The sequence below is a fragment of the Rhodopirellula islandica genome (assembly GCF_001027925.1).
In the GTDB taxonomy this organism is placed as follows: Bacteria; Planctomycetota; Planctomycetia; order Pirellulales; family Pirellulaceae; genus Rhodopirellula; species Rhodopirellula islandica.
In genome coordinates, this window is sequence record NZ_LECT01000051.1 from 1 (window position 1) to 18,571 (window position 18,571).

Here is an 18,571-nt window from a genome sequence, read left to right on the forward strand (position 1 = left end):
ACGATCGAATAGCAGCTTGCGATGCAGATCGGAATCTCCCAGCGAGATCCAAAATTCACCCTTGACGAAAAAACCTACATAGCAGCGACGAGTTCGGATCCACCTGTCGCCGCTCCGCGGCTTTGGATTGGGGGTGGGGCGTCCGAGACGTCGGGTTGAAACCCGACGCTATCGGATGTCACCGCTCCGCGGTTGGTTGGCGACGTCTCGAGCGAACCGTCGCGGAGCGACGGCATCTGACCAGCCTTGGGTTTCAACCCAAGGTTCGACCGTGACCAACGCACACCCCAGTCGCAGAGCGACGACAGTTGGCGCGACGAGTTCGGAACCACCTGCCGCCGCTTCGCAGCTTTGGATTGGGGTGGAGCGCCCGAGACCGTCGGGTTAAAACCCGACGCAATCAAATGTCACCGCTCCGCGGTTGGTTGTTGACGCCTCGATCGAACAGTCGCGGAGCGACGGCATCGGACTAGCCTTGGGTTTCAACCCAAGGGGGTGACATTAGAACTTCCAGCGGTATTCCATCCGGGTCCCGTAGACGTTCGGCAGATCGCTTCGCCAGCCATGCATGACATCGAAGCGAAGCAGCGTGCGATTGGAAATGGGGAACTGATAGCGCGAGCCGAGGCCAAATTGGTCGCCTTGCACGGCCAGGTTTGAGTCGCCGTGTTCGGTGAGATATGACGCCTCCACCAGCAACTGGCGATCCAGTTGATTGCCGATCAAGTCCACTCCGATGGATCCACCCGCGGTGTCAAATCCGGTGGGGTCCAGTGTCGCGAATCCATTCAGGCCGTCGGTGTCAAAGTTGATCCCGGTGTTGCGCAAGATGCCTCCGCTGCCACCTGCTCGAGCGACCGATTGTGGACGCCCCCAACCGTAGAAGAAATTGGCGTAGGGGACCACGGTGAGCGGCGACGCGGTGATCAGACTGTTTTCCCAAAGGAACAACCCGCCGTCGGCGGTCACGTCGGCATCGGGAAGGTTTTGCCCCGTGTTGATGATCAAGCGAAGTGAGTTGCTGATCCGGTCCAAGTAGCGTTTTGTGAAGCTGATCGTCATGTTGTGATAGCTTCGCCGCGTGTCATCGCGGTCTCGCAGGTAGGCGTAGCCGGCTTCGATGTAGCCATCGTAGGCATCGATGAAGCACGCGGTCCCAAAGGCTTGCGCGGCGTGTTTGTCGGTGCCAAAGGCGGCACTGTTGATTTGGTCAATCGCTGCGAAGAAGGTCCAGTCAAAGTTGGCCCAGTTGAGTGCTCGGCTGTGGCGGGCAGGGATTGCAAACGCCGCACCGGTCACCGCGTCTTCCATCCAGATCCCGTTTTGAAACAACAGCGGAATCAAACCGATCGTCACGGGCATTTCGGCGGGGGAGGATTTGCCGTGAAAGCCACCCCACATTGCACCGAGGTCGCCTTCAAAGAAGGCGGTCACGAAGTTCGGATCAAAGACGCCTTGGTAGTCGAATTCGCCGCCTTGAAAATCAATTCGGTTGAATTGATTGTTGCGATCAAGAGGGCCAATGAACCCATGGAAACGCTCGGAGTCGGTCAGACGCAGATCCATGTCCAGGTTGAGCCGGCTGGCCCAGTTGTCAGTCCGCCCGGCCGCATTGCGACCGGTGCTGATCCCCGAACGGAAATCGCCGTACAAGTAGAATTCCGGACGCGCCAGGTTGGTGCTGCCGAACCAATTCTTGCCACGGGGTGTGATTCCGTCACCGTAAAACGTGCGTCCCCATTCAATCCACGGGCTCTGTGTCGGGACCGCCGCTTTCGCGTCATACACCCACTGCTCCCGTGCGCCATCGTGCCAGTTGGATTGTTCTGGCAATGGCGTGGGGGAAAAGTCATCTGCGAAATGGGTGAGGTTCCCCAGCCCAGCGGACTTTGCGAAATCAGCGGCGGATTCCTCTTGCAGCACCGATTGACCCGCCGTGTCTGGCGAACTGAGCGAGGCGGCGGAGTGACTGGCGAAGTCGTAGTTTGGTTGCGGTTGGGGGAATCGTCCCGCTTCGGTTTGAGAAGGGGGAAGTTGAAAGCGGCTGGCCTCGTCGCGCTCGACCGTCTCAGCATGATTGTGAACTTGCTGAGCTGGCGATGAATCCGGGGCCACGATTGGCAGGCGGGTCGGGCGAGGCCGTCCGGTCTGCGCGAGTGCGTCCGCAGGCGTCAGCATCGTGAGCGAACAGGTGACGCTCAACACGACGAGGCATTGGATGGAAAGACGAGGTTGCAACATGATCAACGCACCATGAAAGTGTGCGAGTCATGGCAGATGTCAATCATCCGCTCATTCATTCGGCGAATCATATCAGGTGTGCTGTTGATCTGACGCATGAAATACATGGGTTCGGTTCGACTCCGCATCCGGACACTCAGTCGGTAGGGCCCGGGAACTTGGAACGCTTCCGCCGGAATGGTGTACTTGGCAACTCGATGGTCCAGCGGCGCAATGCTGTGAGCTTCCATGCGGATCAGTGGCGGGTGATTGAGCACGCTGACGGGCACCGCCCCAGGACGCAGGAACACCAGTTGGTCCAGGCTGAAGTTCAGTGGCAACGCGGCCTCGCGGTCGGTGCCACGAACGTTGTTGATCAAGAACTTGGTTTGCAGGTTGAAAAGACCCTTGTCGCGAGGGATTCGTCCTTTGGCAACTTCGACGCTGTGCATGTCACACAGGTCGGCATTGGCATCCAGGTACCCGGTCTCCCAGACGCGTTGCCCGTTGGGGTTGATCAGAGCCGCGTTCAGCCACAGTTGGGGTTGAGCACCGAGCGAGCCCGTGGGCAAGTTGTGTCCGGTGCTGATGTTGTCGACTCGGTAGCCCAGTTTCAGCGGCATGCCCACTTGAGGCGTGGTGTAGAACACCGGATCGCTGACTTGAGCGCCGGCTTCCAGTGTCATCGCTGAGTAGCCACGTTTCTGATCGAGCTTGGCGTTGTTGGCGTCGATGACTTTGCGAGCATCTCGCCGATCGTCTGCGTTGTCCCAAGGTTTCGGGAACTGCATTCCCTTCGTCACGTTGCGTTCAAATTCTTCGGTGCCCCAGCCGGCGCGGTCGTCAAACGTCAGCCATTGGCGTGGTGTGAAGGCTTTGGCCTTGGGGTTGTGCGGGAAGATCCCTGGGTGAGCGATCGAATAACCGGGACCCCAAAAGGTGTGGTTGGAGTGTTTCTTGGGGTTCCCGTAGGGCTTGCCCGAGATCTCAGCGATATGGCTTTCTTCGTAGCCGGCAGCTTTGCCGGGGACCGCCCCCATGTGGCAGTCCTGGCAGGATATCCCGCACTTCGCCGCGGGGCTGCTGCGGTACTGAGCGTGCACGACTTCCAGCGAAATGCCGGGATGCACCGCGACTTGATGGCACGAAGCGCAAATGTCTGACTTGGTGAGCGGTTCGAAAAAGTAAGACCCGTTGTGGATCGCTTGGCCCGCACCCTTTTGACCTGAATGGGTTTTGAGTTTGTTCTTTTCCGCGTTGGCCAGAGCCGCAGCCAGACCCGCACCGTCGCCGCCACGACCGACCGGAGCATGGATGTTGCCTGGTTCGATTCGACGATCGCCGTTGCTGCTACGCCCGTAGTGCTCATTGATTCGGTGACACGTGATGCATGTCACCCCTTCGCGGGCCACGGGGGGCTGATCCAGAATGCTGACCGTGCGCGGGATTTCGAGCTGCGTCGCAACCGGTGAGTGACACCGCATGCAGAAGTACCCCACCGTGCCTTCGGTCAGTTCCGTGATCGCTTGTTCAAAGCGTTGGAACATCGGCGAGACCGTGGCGTACGCATGGCTGCTGACGCTCCACTCATCGTAGTGTTTGGGATGACAGGCACGACAGGATTCGGCCGACGGATAGCACTCCTCCGTCCACAGTCCTTCGTGTGGATCCTTCTTCTCCGGCGTTTTGGCAGCAGGCGGTTTGAGCGGTTCGTTGCTGCCAAGACCTGCCAGCGGGTCATCGCCGCCGAGGGGATCCGCTCCGGCGGAAGGATCGGCAAAGGCAGCCAGCGGATCGATCTCGGCAGCGACCAAGCGATCTGGCCGCCGTGAATTGTTGGGCTGGATGGTCGCGACGGAGGCTTCTGGCTGGCGTCCGTACAGGCGATTGCCAACGCCCAGCAGTTGGCCGACTTCGAGCAGTTCTTGATCGCTCAGGGTCTGCTGGCCACGGAATTGCATCCCATCGTCAGCGGTTGCCAATGGCGTGAATGCAAGACCACTCCAGAGGCTCAGCCAGATTGTCAGAATCGCGAGCGTTTCACGACGAGGAGTGATGAGCATCATCGTGTGAACCTGAACAACCCAATAACACGTGAACAATCCGAACAACACCGACAACCACACTGGGTGCATCGACTGGTGATGTTCGGATCGTCCAGAATGATCAGCGGGATGCGATCAAATGCCTCAACCGGCAAAGCTTGCCAGACAGAAGCACTTGCAAAGGGTGGTTCGCCCACAGCCAGGAGGTTGCGGTTTCATGCGGGGCGTTTCACGGGCAGTGGCAGACAATCAACATGGACCAGGAAGGTGTGGTGTTCAGCTCCCCGACGTCGATGGAGGTCGTGCGGCTTTGAAGTGCCGATCCAGCAGTGAGATGCAGAACCCCGCCCGTGACGGAGGTCGTGCAGTTTTCCTTCACCCTCCCTTTGGGAGGGTCGAATAATAAATGGTGGCTGGCGTCTGGGGTTCGCCCCGGATGGGGCCGTCATGCTTAGCTCGGGGCGGAAGCCCCGAGAGACCGATGCCGGAAAACAAACGGTCGCCCCGGATGGGGCCGTCGTGGGAGTTGGGGGCGTCCCTCGCTCACGCTCTTTGAAGTTGCGCTTTATCCGTCAATGGCCAACGGCCTTGTTCAACATCGCCAGGGGCATCGCCCCTGGAGCAGTAAAGCACGGCCCCATTTTGGCCAACGACCAAATTCAATTAAAAACGTGTGGGTTGATGTTGGCCGTTGGCCAACCAATTGCCCTCCATCTCGATCCCTGGGGCGATGCCCCAGGCTACGATGACGAAGGCCGTTGGCCAACAATACCGATTGCAAAAGCGCAACTTCAAAACTCACGCTTCGGGTTGTGATTGGTAGTTGCTGCAGAAACCCGCTAAAACCCAGCACCAGAAAACTGCACGACGTCTGCAGCGGGAGGGGGCGGAAAGCGAGCGTTCAGCGAGATTTCCGGGGGAGGGCCATCCGCGCCGCTCCCCATGCTCGGCCCTCACCCTCGCGTACGCCTGAACGGCGTCGCTCGACCTCTCCCCAAACTTCGTTTCGGGAGAGGTACGCCATGTGATAACCCGCCAAAATGCAGCACCAAAAAACTGCACGACCTCCTTCGTCGGGGGAGAGGCAACAGGCAAAAAACTGTCCACGAAAACGCTGTGTCAACACCAACCTTTGAACAGCCCAGCGTTCGCCCCGGTTGTGCGTGGGAACCGTGGCTAACGCCAAACGGCTCACGTACCCGGTGGCACCTGCGTACCTGCTTCGTTCTCGGTTTGAAGTGGGAACGAGTCGCCGGTTGCGAGTCCTCGGTCGAGGACCCAGACGTTGCGGAACCGGACGGGGTCGGAATGGTCTTGCAGCAACGTTGGCAAGGGAAGCGCTTCTTCGGGCTTGCCAGCTCCGGTGGGACCTGGCAAGGCGACATTGTCTTGGACCTTCACGCCGTTGACCCAGGAGGTCACGTGAGCGGGACGAAGTTTCTTGCCATCCACACCAAACCGTGCCGCGGTGAAGCGAACGTCATAGGTCTGCCAAGTCAGTGGCGGGAACGCCATGTTCAAACGTGGTGGCTTGAAGCGATACAGGGCTCCCAAGCCATTGAAGACTCGTTCGGTACCGAATGAATCCAGGACTTGGCACTCGTAGCGGCTTTGCAGATAGATGCCACTGTTGCCTCGTTGTTGGCCTTGTTTGCCGGGCATGTGCGGGATTCGGAATTCCAGGTGCAGGTCAAAGTCGTTGAGCAACCATTTGATGTTGGCACCTTGGGCGAGCAAGCCTTCGTCGGCGATCCGGGCCTTGGAAAATTGGTCGGTGTTCTCGCCGTTGAAAAGCACGAGTGCTTCCTTGGGTGGCTGAGCGCCCATCGTGGGGCTGGTTCGAATCACGCGAGGCAATTCGCCGAGCGAGTCGCCTTCGAAGTTGATCAAACGGCACTTTTCAGGGCCCGCGAACAACGCCCAGGGGCCGCCCGAGAGGACCAACGTTTCTCCGTTGCGGCGTCCGATCAAACGCAGCTGAGTGGCCTCGTTGAAGTTCTCGTCGCCAGGCAGTCCGCCTTCGTAAGCCAGGGCTTCGAACTCACCTGAGCCGAGGGCTCGGATTTGGATGCCGAATCGTTGGTTGGTGGTTTCGGTGGATGCATCGGAGTCATCCGTTTTCTTTTCAGTTGCAATCGCGACATCGCCGGCGTATTCGCCGATCAACTTGAAGTCAACGGCGACAGGTCCTTCGGTCGGTGGCAAGGTCCAAACACCTTTCTCCACCCAAGTCGGATCGGGTTTGGGCTCGGCTGGTTTTTCTTCCGCGACTTCTTCTTGAGGAGCTGTTTCGTTGTCGGCCTTTTCATCGGCCATTTTCTCGCTCTTGGGAGCGTCCGCTGTGGGGGCCTCTGAGGCGTCCTGTTTTGGTTTCGAGGCCTTTTCTTCATTGGCGTCGTCAGAAGCCTTTTCGGCCTTCTTTTCGCTCTTGGTCTCGGCTGGTTTTGCGTCGGGTTTGGACGCGTCTGACTTTTCGGTTGCGACCGAGTCCTTTTCTTGTGCCGACACTACCTGGGGCGTCAGCGAAATCGCCAGGCACAGAGCGAGCAAACCCGCGAAAACGCGTGGGGTTGGGGTCGCGAGAAATTTGCGAAATGACATACTCGAACGGGTCTCGTACTTTCGGGGATGGTGGGCGGTCTGGGGGGAGCGGATATTTTAGTTCAATTGTGAGTGGATGCAGCATGGGACCGAGGCAAAGTTCAACATCAAAACCGAAAGTCGCACGCCAGCCGATTTCGGTTCGCGGGTGCCGGGTTCACAATCTGCGTGAGATCGATGTGGACATCCCTCGCGGGGAATTGGTGGTCATTTGCGGGCTTTCCGGCAGTGGGAAGACCTCCCTGGCCTTGGACACGCTGTATGCGGAGGGGCAACGCAGCTACATCGAGAGTTTTTCTGCCTACACGCGGCAATACCTGAACCAGCTGGACAAGCCGGATTGCGACAGCATTTCCGGAATCCCACCTGCGATCGCCGTCACTCGTGCCTCGGCGGTCAAAACCAATCGCAGCACCGTGGCAACGTCGACCGAAATCGCGGAACACCTGCGTCTGCTGTTCGCACGTGCATCCGAATTGGTGTGTTATCAGTGCGGGCAACCGGTTGTGATCGACAGTCCTCAAAGCGTTGCCGCCCAGCTCAGCGACCCAGCCGCGAAAGTTCAGCGGGCGATTGTGGGGTTTGAACTCTGGTTGCCGAACCGGAAAGCTGCCTCAGAGATCTTGCTCGGCCTTCAACAGGAAGGGTTCGTGCGTCTGATCCTCAAAGGCGAAACTTTCCAACTGTCCGATGAGGACCGCAGCAAAATGGCCAAGCGGATTGGATCAAAGGGGGTGTCGGCGACCGTGGTCGTCGATCGGCTGTCATCGTCGTCCGAAATGTCGCGTTGGACCGAGTCGTTGGAAACCGCGATGACCGAAGGCAATGGTCGCGCGGTCGTGTTGTTTCAATCCGATGCGGAGGATCTGTTCGCAACCTTGCCCACGCAGTCCGTTGACGGCCGTGAGATGCGGCAGCGTGTCGCCAGCGATCGGCATCGTTGCGATCACTGCGACATTGAATATCCCGATCCGGTCGCACGAGCGTTCAACTTCAACCATCCGATGGGAGCATGCGCTGAGTGCGAAGGGTTTGGAGATGTGATCGGGATCGACATGGACCGGATCGTTCCGGACAAGTCGAAGTCGATTCGCGAAGGGGCCATCGCCCCTTGGAATGCTCCTTCGTACCAGCATGAATTGGAGGAGTTGTTGGCGCTCGCGGAGGACTATGACCTGCCCGTTGACGTCCCTTTTTCGAGTTTAAAGAAGAAGCATCTGAAGCTGATTCACGAAGGTGTCCGCGAACGCAAATTTGGTGGTTTGAATGGGTTCTTCGCGTGGTTGGATCGCAAGAAATACAAGATGCACATCCGTGTGTTTGCCTCGCGATACCGTAGCTATCGGACTTGCCCGGCATGTGGTGGTGACCGATTGAAGCCCGAGTCGCTGGCGTACAAAGTCGGCGGGAACAACATTTCAGAAATGTTGGCGATGCGGTGCGATCAGCTGGACCGGTTTCTAGACGAGTGGTTCGGTGAGGACGTGGGAAAGCTCTCAGGGGCGGGTTCCAGTTCAATCGATGAAGTGGTTCGCGAGAAATTGGTCGGCTATCAGACCCAAGCCGAGTTGTTGGTCGCCGATCAGCAGCGTCGCCACACGATCGCCAGCGAACCGGTTCGTCAAATTCGTGATCGGTTGCACTACTTGGATCAAGTCGGTCTGGGGTACCTGCAACTCAATCGCACGCTGCGAACCTTGTCTGGAGGAGAGACCCAGCGAATCGCATTGACACTGGCGTTGGGCAGCACGTTGGTTGGCATGTTGTACGTGCTGGATGAACCGACCGCCGGATTGCATCCGGTCGATGTGGAGCAATTGGTCGACGCGATCACGAAGCTTCGCGATCGTGGCAACACCGTCGTGGTGGTCGAACACAACGACACGCTGATTCAGCTTGCGGATCGTGTGGTTGAGATTGGTCCGGGCGCGGGGGTTGGTGGAGGCTTGGTGACTTTCGAGGGCACGCCGAAGCAGTTGATGAAGGCGAAAGACAGTTTGACGGGACGGTATCTCGGCAAGAATCGCAAGCGTTCGATCCAATTGGATTTGACGGATGAGCGATCAGCCACCGGTGCATTGATTCTTTCAGGAGCGAGCGGGCACAATCTCCGAGACATTGACGTGGAGTTTCCGCTGGGGTGCATGACCGTGGTCACCGGGCGATCGGGAAGCGGCAAGAGTTCATTGATCCATGACACCTTGTTCGGTGCCGTGTCCACGCGGTTGGCCGAACGTCGCGGTGAAGTTCCTTCGGCGGACATCGTTGCCGGGACGCTTCCCTTCCGATCGTTGCAGGGCGAGCATGCGATTGATGATTGTTTGTTGGTCGATCAATCACCGATCAGCCGCAGTCCTCGCAGTTGCCCGGTCACGTTTGCGAAAGCGTTTGATCCGATCCGGCAAGCGTTCGCGGAAACGGTGGATGCCAAGATTCGGAACTTCAAACCGGGGCACTTCAGTTTCAATTCCTCGGCCGGTCAATGTGCGGCGTGCGAGGGAGCGGGCGTGCAAACGGTCGACATGCAGTTCCTGGCCGATGTGTCGATGCGATGCGGTGAATGTCGGGGACGGCGTTACCGCGACGAAGTGTTGCAGGTTCGCTATCGAGATCGCACGATCGCGGATGTGCTGGAGATGACTGTCCGGGAGGCGTCCGAGTTCTTTCGCGAAATGCCGAAGGTGCAGAACAAATTGAAGCGTTTGATCGATGTCGGGCTGGACTATGTCGCCTTGGGGCAGCCCGCGACAACGCTTTCGAGCGGTGAGGCACAACGTTTGAAGTTAGCGGCGTTCCTCGCGGGATCGAGCAAGCGACGGACTTTGTTCTTGATGGACGAGCCCACGACCGGACTGCATTTCGACGACATCACGCGGTTGCTGAAGTGCTTCGATGCATTGATCGACGAAGGGCATTCGTTGGTCGTGATCGAGCACCATCCCATGTTGATGGCGGCGGCAGATCAAATCATCGAAGTGGGACCCGGTGCGGCGGAGGATGGCGGCCAGATCGTTGCCAGCGGGACTCGCGATGAAGTGGCTTCGGTCAACGACAGTTTGACCGGCCAAATCTTGCGGCAGATGCTTTGACTGCGGTTCGACCAGAGGAGAACGTTTGTCTCAAACGTTTGCGTGGCTGGGTGTGCAATGTCGCGAGGTGTTGGGCGAACGGTGTGACACGTTGCGTCTGGGATGAGACGCGGCTTGGTGTTTGAGTGTGGCCAGACGGAACAGTTGGGGACAACTGTTCTACTCGGGTGAGAGTAGAACGTTTGTCTCAAACGTTTGCGTGGCTGGGCGCGCAACGTCGCGACGCGTTGTGCGAACGGTGTGGCACGTTGCGTCTGGGATTTGCCGCGGCTTGGCGTTTGAATGTGGCCTGACGGAACAGTTGAGGACAACTGTTCGACTCTGGTGAGAGTAGAACGTTTGTCTCAAACGTTTGCGTGGCTGGGCGCGCAATGCCGCGACGCGTTGGGCGAACGGTGTGACACGCTGCGTCTGGGATTTGCCGCGGCTTGGCGTTTGAGTGTGGCCAGACGGAACAGTTGGGGACAACTGTTCGACTCTGTTGAGAGGAGAACGTTTGTCCCAAACGTTTGCGTGGCTGGGTGCGCAATGTCGCGATGCGTTGAGCGAACGGTGTGACACGTTGCGTCTGGGATGAGACGCGGCTTGGCGTTTGAATGTGGCCTGACGGAACAGTTGGGGACAACTGTTCGACTCGGGTGAGAGTAGAACGTTTGTCTCAAACGTTTGCGTGGCGGGGTGCGCAATGTCGCGACGCGTTGCGCGAACGGTGTGGCACGCTGCGTCTGGGAATCGACGCGGCTTGGCGTTTGAATGTGGCCTGACGGAACAGTTGGGGACAACTGTTCTACTCTGTTGAGAGTAGAACGTTTGTCTCAAACGTTTGCGTGGCTGGGTGAGCAATGTCGCGACGCGTTGAGCGAACGGTGTGACACGCTGCGTCCGCGAATCGACGCGGCTTGGCGTTTGAATGTGGCCAGACGGAACAGTTGAGGACAACTGTTCGACTCTGGTGAGAGTAGAACGTTTGTCTCAAACGTTTGCGTGGCTGGGTGCGCAACGTCGCGACGCGTTGAGCGAACGGTGTGGCACGTTGCGTCTTGGATTTGCCGCGGCTTGGCGTTTGAGTGTGGCCAGACGGAACAGTTGAGGACAACTGTTCGACTCGGGTGAGAGTAGAACGTTTGTCTCAAACGTTTGCGTGGCTGGGTGCGCAACGTCGCGACGCGTTGAGCGAACGGTGTGACACGCTGCGTCTTGGAATCGCCGCGGCTTGGCGTTTGAGTGTGGCCAGACGGAACAGTTGAGGACAACTGTTCTACTCTGGTGAGAGTAGAACGTTTGTCTCAAACGTTTGCGTGGCTGGGTGTGCAACGTCGCGACGCGTTGAGCGAACGGTGTGACACGCTGCGTCCGGGAATCGACGCGGCTTGGTGTTTGAATGTGGCCAGACGGAACAGTTGGGGACAACTGTTCGACTCTGGTGAGAGTAGAACGTTTGTCTCAAACGTTTGCGTGGCTGGGTGCGCAACGTCGCGACGCGTTGTGCGAACGGTGTGACACGCTGCGTCTGGGATTTGCCGCGGCTTGTTGTTTGAATGTGGCCAGACGGAACCGTTGAAGACAACTGTTCCGCGTTTGCAGTCGACCTACAAGCGACAATTGTTGATCGTCATCTCGAAGATCCCGGACGCGCCGATTTCTTTGAGGCGTTCCATGACTTCGACGACTTCGCCGCGCCGGACCATGACCTGGATCGCACACCAATCTTTGTCTTCGAGCGAATTGATGGTGGGTGAGTTGAAACCCGGGGTGATCTTTTCGGCTTCACCGAGTTGGGATCGCGGGATGTTGTATTCGACCAGCGAATAATCGCGTGCGAGGACGACGCCTTCGAGTCGTGAAACCAGTCGGTTGGCGACTTCTTTGCAGCGGTGTGCTTCGTTTTGGATCAGCACCGTTTCGTAGTGACCGATTTCTTCGAGGATCCGCAGACGATTGGCGGCCAGGGTGCTGCCGGTTTCAACCAAGTCAACGATTGCGTCCGCGACGCCCAAGCGAATCATGGCTTCGACGCTGCCGGAAAGCGACACCAGATGTGCTTTGGCGTTTTTGGTGGCCAGGTATTGCTCGGTGACGTGCGGGAAGCTGGTGGCAATTCGTTTGCCATCCAGTTGCGACGCGTCGGTGTAGTCTTCGTCATCGGGCACACAGAAGGCGAGTCGACACCGGCCGACACCAAACGCCATGCGTTGTTCGACGTTTGCCCCGGCTTCTTCCACCAAGTCGCTGCCGGTGATGCCCATGTCGATGGCGCCTTCGGCACACAACGTGGGGATGTCATCGGTGCGCAAAAAGATCAAATCGATTGGCAATCCACTGACTCGAGCGAACAGGCCTCGATTCTGACGGCGGAAGCTCAATCCCGCTTGGTTCAGCAGTCCGGTTGCCAATTCGCTGAGTCGCCCTTTGCTGGGGATCCCCAAACGCAAAAAGCTGTCGGGGTCAGGGCTGCTTCCGAGGGGGGCCGAAGTCGTCATGGGAACCAAAAAAGATCGAGAGCCAAAAAGTCAGACAGGCAAAAAGAGTAATCACTGGACTCGATTCTTGGCAGGTGTCTGTTTGGTTTCGCCCGCATTCGGGCTCACGAATCGGCGTTGCCCGAGTCCTTTTTTGCGGGACGGGAGGCTTTTTCGACCAGGCCGGACGTGCCTTCTCGGCGGGCCAGTTCCGCGGCGACTTCGTCCAGCTCGATTCCTCGCCAGGCCATCAGGACCATCGCGTGATAGATCAGGTCGCCGGCTTCGTAGATCGCGTGCTGGCGGCCGGCTTCGTCGGGTTCATCCGCGGCTTCGATCAGCTCCTCGGCTTCTTCTCGGATTTTTCGACCGATCGCCTCGGCACCACCGTTCATCAATTTGGTGGTGTAGGAGCCCTCGGGACGTTCCGCGGCACGAGTCCGCAGCGTGGCCATCAAACGATCCAGGGGAAGCAACGAGTCGGGCATGGAATTTCCATTTCAAGGAAGGAGTGGGCTGCCTTTTGAGAACATACTTCCGTCAAGGAGCGATCGGAACCCACCGGGTGTCAGGCACATTTTCGCGAAATGACCCTGGGGCATCTCGGAAAAGGTACCTGACACCTTTTTTCGAATTACCAAGGCATGACCGCGTTTTGCACGGGCGCGGTGGAGGATGGAGGGGAGTAGCGACGGTCGACCGCCCGTGCTCGGCTGGTGCTGGATCGTCCAAACCACGAATTTGCCGTCGAGTTGGCTCGAGCGTTGGACCAGTTGCCAAGTGCTTTGGCAGTGCTGCTGCTTCTCGAGAATCCCCCGTGAGTGACCGCACGTGAATTGGCGTGTGAGCGGGCGCCCCAGCCGTTGGCGTGTGAGCGACCTTGGCTGATTGCGACGCCGCCGTTGGCGTACGCGGTGCTGTTTCCGCTGGCGAACCCACCGTTGCGGCCGCTGCCTCGCATGTCGGCTCGGGCGTAACCGCCGTTGGTGGCGTAGGAGCTGGCGTTCAGTCGGGTGTTGCCGCGTCCGCTGGCGGTTGAGATCGCGGTGCCGCCGTTGGAATAGCTGCTCGCGGTGACTTGTGCACTGGCTTCGGCGGTCATCAAGCAGGCCGCTGCGATGGCGATGGCGAAGAGACGAATGGACATGGCTGGGATCCTCAGAGAGAGTTTCAAGAAGTTGTTTTGAAGGACGCTGTTGTCTTCACCGGAACCTTGCGAGAAACCCTCGGCTGGGCCCTCATCCATTTCCACTTTTTTTCTTTGGTTGCTGAAATGCCTGCCAAACAGGAGCCGGCGATCCTTGAGATTCGAGTAAGCTTCGGTCGGGGGGATTGCAACTTGCGAGCGAATTCAAGTCGCAAGGAAGTGACGCTGAATGAACGAGGGGATCGTTTTGACGAATGACCAGTCATCCAACGCGGAAGACATTTTTCTAGACGCCATCGATCGCCCAGCCGCGGACCGCGATGCGTATCTGCTGGAACGATGTGGCGAAAACCGTGATCTGTTGCAGCAGGTACGGAAACTGATCGCGGCGGATGAGGCCGCCCAGGAAGATGATTTTTTACGCTCGAAGTTCATGCCCGCGTCACCTCGGATCCAGGCGTTCGGGGACGATCAAGAGGACGCGACGGACGACATCCCGGAAGAGTATGCCTCGGTCAACGAGTCCGCTCGGTTCCGGATTCTGTCCCGTCACGACGAAGGAGGCTTGGGCGAAGTCTTGGTGGCCCACGACCGGCAACTGGATCGAGAGGTTGCGATCAAGCAAATTCGGCCGCAATGGAACGGGCACAAAGAAGCCAACGCCCGCTTTCTTCGCGAAGCCGAGATCACCGGCCGACTGGAACATCCTGGCATCGTTCCGGTCTACGCGATGGGAACGTGGAAGGATGGCCGCCCCTTTTATGCGATGAGGTTCATCGAAGGGCAAACGCTGCGGCAAGTCATCCGTGAACACCGTGATTCGTTGCAGGATGAACCTGCGCCCGCGTCAGCCGGCGACGGTGGCGAACAGGCTCGGTCGTTGCGGACGATCCTGAATCGCTTCGTCGATGTTTGCAACACGATCGAATATGCCCACAGCCGGCGGATCATCCACCGCGATATCAAACCCGCCAACATCATGATCGGCCCCTATGGTGAGACGTTGGTGGTGGATTGGGGATTGGCCAAACAGTTGGAGGAAGGGGCGGGGGACGCACTCGTTGACGGCGAGATCGATCGATCGGACGAGTCCGCAGTCCGCAGTGACTCAAGTCACACGCGAGCAGGCGGGGCCGTTGGGACGCCCCAGTACATGAGTCCCGAGCAGGCCGGCGGCGATGTTCAGTTGGTCGGTTGCCAGACGGATGTGTATTTGCTGGGGGCGACCCTGTATCAGATTTTAACGGGATCACCGCCTCACCAGGACGACTCGGTCAGCCAGATCTTGCAACGGGTGCGGCAGGAGGAAGTCACGCCGCCTCGTCGTCGAGACGCGAATGTGCCAGAACCTCTGCAAGCGATTTGTTTGAAGGCAATGGCGAGGAAGACAACGGATCGCTATCCGACTGCCGCGGCGCTTGCGGCAGACGTGGAACGTTGGTTAGGCGATGAATCGGTGTCAGTGTTCAACGATCCGCTGCCGGTTCGGATTGGACGTTGGGGGCGAAAGCATCGGACGCTCGCCACCAGCGGCGCGGTCGCGGCGTTGTTGTTGATGTTTGGTTCGATTGTGGGAGCAGCGTTTTGGAGTTATCAAAGTTCACAACGCCTGAAGGTCGAACGGGAACGCAACCAAAAGGAGTTGCAGCTCACGATCGCAAACGAAAGACGATTGAACGAGATTCACAATTCGGTTGATTCCGATTGGCAAATCGCGGCCAGCGAGATCGAGTTTGGTCGTTACGAGTCAGCGTTGGGAATCCTGCAACGTGCCTTCAAAACGTTGGAGGAAGAACCCGAGTTCAGCCTCGACCGCGAGCGGATTGTTGCCAAAGCGGAACGTATGCAGCGGTTGGTCTCGTTCTACGACTTGGCGGAACAGGCCGAGGAGTTTGGGATCATGAGCCGTGACACGCAGGGAATCATGGCGGCGTCGAATGCGGTGAAAGCTCTTGGCGTTTGGGAGCAACGCGATTGGTGGAACTACCTTCCCAACGAGGATCTTTCGGCGAATCAAAGGGACCAGCTGCTTTGGGACACCTACCAACAGTGGATCATCCTTGATGGGATGTTGGTCAAGACCATTGGCACTCGGTTGTTTGGAGTGATGAAACATTCCGATGGTCAATCCGATTCGGGGGAGCGTTTGTGGAAAGCTTGGATGGCGATGCAAACCAAAGCCGGAATCGCAGAGGCGCAGGCCGCCAAGGTTGTGAGTGAACGAGTGGAGCTGTTTCGGCAATCGGAGGCTGTGCGTTGGTACCGCGGGATCGCGAACTTCCGTTTGGGTGATGGCAAGTGGGTCAAAGGCGAAGAGCTGGGGACGGCTCGCAACGCGGCCGACGCGCAAAAGATCGGCATCATGTGTTTGCTGTCTGCCATGGACCCCTCGTTTCGAGTGGTGTTCAAAAACTACAAGAACCTCGATGCCGTGGAAGGTGGACGCCAGTTGTTTCAACGGTCGGCGTCGCTGCGTCCGAATCACTATTGGACTCAGCTCACCCTTGGCCACCTTCAGTATTTCTCCGCGATCCAACAGCCTGAATTGGATTGGCAAAGCTATTCATTGGCGATCCAAACCTTTGGCCGCTGCATCGCGATCAATCCAGACAATTGCTTTGGCTACGCCGACCGTGCTGCTCTCTATCGGATGCAGGCGGATTTATTGCAGGAGGACCAGTCCGTCGAGCCGTCGATCCGGGACGAACGGATTGAGGACCTTCTGCTGTGGAGCATGCAGGATGCTGAAAACGCATTCCGGCTCGGCGAGAAACAGCCTTGGGTGGGCTGGGTCTATGGCATGACCCTGTCTGCGATCGATCAAAATCAACTCGCGGTCGACGTGTTGCTTGAAACATGTCGGCAGTCATTGGCTCTGGTTCCGGTGGTGGATTCAGCATTGATCGCGGCAGAAGATTTGCGGGGGCGATCCGATGCGATTCAGTTTGCCGAGGAAATGATGTTGCTGCATCCAGAGCAGCCTGTGTACCGAGTGTTGCTGGCCTCCGTTCATCTGACACGCCAGCAAAATGATGTGGCTGAAGGGGTGTTGAACGAGCTCTTTGAATCGGGACAAGCCGATGGTCTGTCGCCGCCCCTGCTGGCTCACGCATTGGCGGCTCGCGGCATCCTTCATCTTTCCGCCGAGCGATTGAAGCTCGCGTCGGAAGACTTCACGAAAGCCAACCAACTGGATCCCCACCATTTGTGGGCGGCTTACGGAATCGCAGCTTGCAAGGATCTTTCGGGGGCGTACGAGGAAGCACTCGGTCTTTACAAATTGGCGTCGAAGCTCGCGATACTGAGTGAACATCAGGCGGCCTGTTTGCTGGGCATCGGACGGACACAGGCGTTTCTCGGGAAATATCCCGAGGCTGCCAAATCAGTCCGAGGGGCTTTGGAAACGCAGCCCGGTTGCGAAGTGATTGGCGCGGTACGCCCCTTGTATGATCGGTTGAAAGCATGGGCAAAGACGTCGAAGCCAAAGGAAGAGATGCGGCAGTTGTCGGACTGGATCAAAGAGATCAACCAACTCCCACGAGCGACCAAGGTGCTGATCGCTGACGGTGAGACGCCCGGACCTTACCGAGCATCGCTGCTCAATGGTGGATTTGAACGAGGCGGATGGAATTACTGGTCCAATGATCGAGGCATCGCGTGGATCAACGATTCAGGGTATCGGTCGCTGGCCAGTGTCACGTCGTCTCAGGCACACACCGGCGAATATTCGATGCGGATTGTCGGTGACCGGCCGCCAGCAGGCGAGACACCGACGATCGGAGGACGAACAAAACAGGTTTTTCCGATCCCCGAAAACTCGCGATGCGTCATTTCGGTTTGGGCGAAAGCGAGAGATTTGAACGAGGGAGCTGTCCGATTGATCGTCGATGGATCACAAATCCCGGTGACGTTGGACGTGGCCGAGGGAACCTACGATTGGCGGAAGTTTGAGACTGAAATCTACTTTGGCCGATCGCCGGATCCGACGCTGACGAGCATCCCGATGGAGGTTCAGATTCTCTCGGCGGGCGAGGGCGAAGCCTGGCTCGATGATCTGGCGGTGACGGTGTTCGACACAGATTGATCCTCAAAACGCGACGTTTTGGCGTCTTTGGAAAAGTTTTGAATTTCGTGAGGGTATCCGAGAGGGGATCTCGCAAGTGTTGGTGAGGCGGCAAGTCAGCCGCTCCAATCACTTCCTGAAACCTTCTGCTTGCGAGAAAAACCATGTCCAAGATCGTCCACTTCAAAGTCCTGTCCGGTGTCGCTGCTCTCTTGTTCGTCGCGATCGCTTGCCAACCCGCCTCGGCACAGAGTGCTGGATCGTATGTCGATTTTCTCAATGGCGGAGCGAGTGCTGGGGCATCCGCGAACGGCCAGTGGAAGTTTGCCAAATCGAAGAGCAGTTCCAAAAATGGCACCAACTTCGGCCATGGCTTTGGCGTGGGAGCCGGGCCCAAAGGCATCTCTCTGTCGAATTCGATTGGCGTGGGCGGCAACGGAGTCGGTGGGATCGGTCACAACCTGAACATGACCATCGGACGCAACGGAACCCACATCAGCCAAGGTGGTGTGACGTCGCAAGGAAATGGTCGGATCTACACCGGTGGGAACACGGGGATCCGAAACACTGGCACGCAACGCGGGCAGATTGACGGTGGCAGCACGTCGACCGGATTTGGCAGCCGCACCCGAGTTTGGTCGAACAGCCGCACCCGGTATTGGAACCGTTGAGCTGGGGCTGTGCTTCTCCCTTCGCTTCGCTCGAATCTCGCAGGGGGAGGGTGAAGTGAATGATCGGGGTTCACCCAGTGAGCCGAAGGGCGTTCGCCCCGGTTAACACGCGCAACCGGGGCTAACGCTGGGCTGTCAATCTTTGGGGTTGCAGCGTTTCTGGTGTACGCAAGATTTTGCCTCGTATCAACAAGTCACCTCTCCCTCAGCTTTGCTGGGGGAGAGGTCGAACAGGCCGATGGAGGCCCTGTTCGGGTGAGGGGGCGATTCACAGCA

General features: G+C 58.1%; 9 protein-coding genes. 3 read left to right on the plus strand and 6 right to left on the minus strand.

Features of this window, described 5'->3' with window-relative positions; genetic code table 11:
* Positions 1-501: 501 nt before the first annotated feature.
* The 3 genes from RISK_RS25465 to RISK_RS25480 all read right to left on the minus strand — a co-directional run bounded on the left by RISK_RS25465 (position 502) and on the right by RISK_RS25480 (position 6,866).
* On the minus strand, positions 502-2,241 hold the full coding sequence (locus tag RISK_RS25465) for a hypothetical protein (protein WP_047817169.1): 1,740 nt from the start codon (positions 2,239-2,241) through the stop codon (positions 502-504).
* Between the two features lie 2 nt (positions 2,242-2,243).
* Positions 2,244-4,286 (minus strand): cytochrome c family protein, encoded by a 2,043-nt coding sequence (locus RISK_RS25470; RefSeq protein ID WP_236696696.1) that lies wholly within the window; start codon positions 4,284-4,286, stop codon positions 2,244-2,246.
* Between the two features lie 1,170 nt (positions 4,287-5,456).
* Positions 5,457-6,866: a 3-keto-disaccharide hydrolase gene (locus tag RISK_RS25480; RefSeq protein WP_047817162.1), complete on the minus strand. Its 1,410-nt coding sequence runs from the start codon at positions 6,864-6,866 to the stop codon at positions 5,457-5,459.
* An 83-nt stretch (positions 6,867-6,949) separates the two neighbouring features.
* On the opposite strand from RISK_RS25480, the gene uvrA reads away from it, so the two are divergent.
* Positions 6,950-9,955, plus strand: coding sequence for an excinuclease ABC subunit UvrA (uvrA, locus tag RISK_RS25485; protein WP_047817163.1), 3,006 nt, complete (start codon positions 6,950-6,952; stop codon positions 9,953-9,955).
* Between the two features lie 1,589 nt (positions 9,956-11,544).
* Here the strand turns inward: uvrA and hisG are convergent.
* The 3 genes from hisG to RISK_RS25505 form a co-directional block, all read right to left on the minus strand.
* The gene (hisG, locus tag RISK_RS25495) at positions 11,545-12,435 is read right to left on the minus strand and encodes an ATP phosphoribosyltransferase (RefSeq protein ID WP_047817165.1); all 891 of its coding nucleotides are present in this window, start codon (positions 12,433-12,435) and stop codon (positions 11,545-11,547) included.
* Positions 12,436-12,539: 104 nt separating this feature from the next.
* Entirely contained in the window at positions 12,540-12,902 is a 363-nt protein-coding gene (gene hisE / locus RISK_RS25500; protein WP_047817166.1) for a phosphoribosyl-ATP diphosphatase, read from the minus strand.
* Between the two features lie 146 nt (positions 12,903-13,048).
* Positions 13,049-13,561: a hypothetical protein gene (locus tag RISK_RS25505; RefSeq protein ID WP_047817170.1), complete on the minus strand. Its 513-nt coding sequence runs from the start codon at positions 13,559-13,561 to the stop codon at positions 13,049-13,051.
* 229 nt (positions 13,562-13,790) lie between these two features.
* Here RISK_RS25505 and RISK_RS25510 point away from each other — a divergent pair, with 229 nt between their 5' ends.
* Positions 13,791-17,645 carry a protein kinase domain-containing protein gene (locus tag RISK_RS25510; RefSeq protein ID WP_047817167.1) on the plus strand — a complete coding sequence of 1,285 codons (3,855 nt, stop codon included), beginning with the start codon at positions 13,791-13,793 and terminating at the stop codon, positions 17,643-17,645.
* A gap of 143 nt (positions 17,646-17,788) precedes the next feature.
* Positions 17,789-18,295, plus strand: coding sequence for a hypothetical protein (locus RISK_RS25515; RefSeq protein ID WP_047817168.1), 507 nt, complete (start codon positions 17,789-17,791; stop codon positions 18,293-18,295).
* The last annotated feature ends 276 nt before the right edge of the window (positions 18,296-18,571 follow it).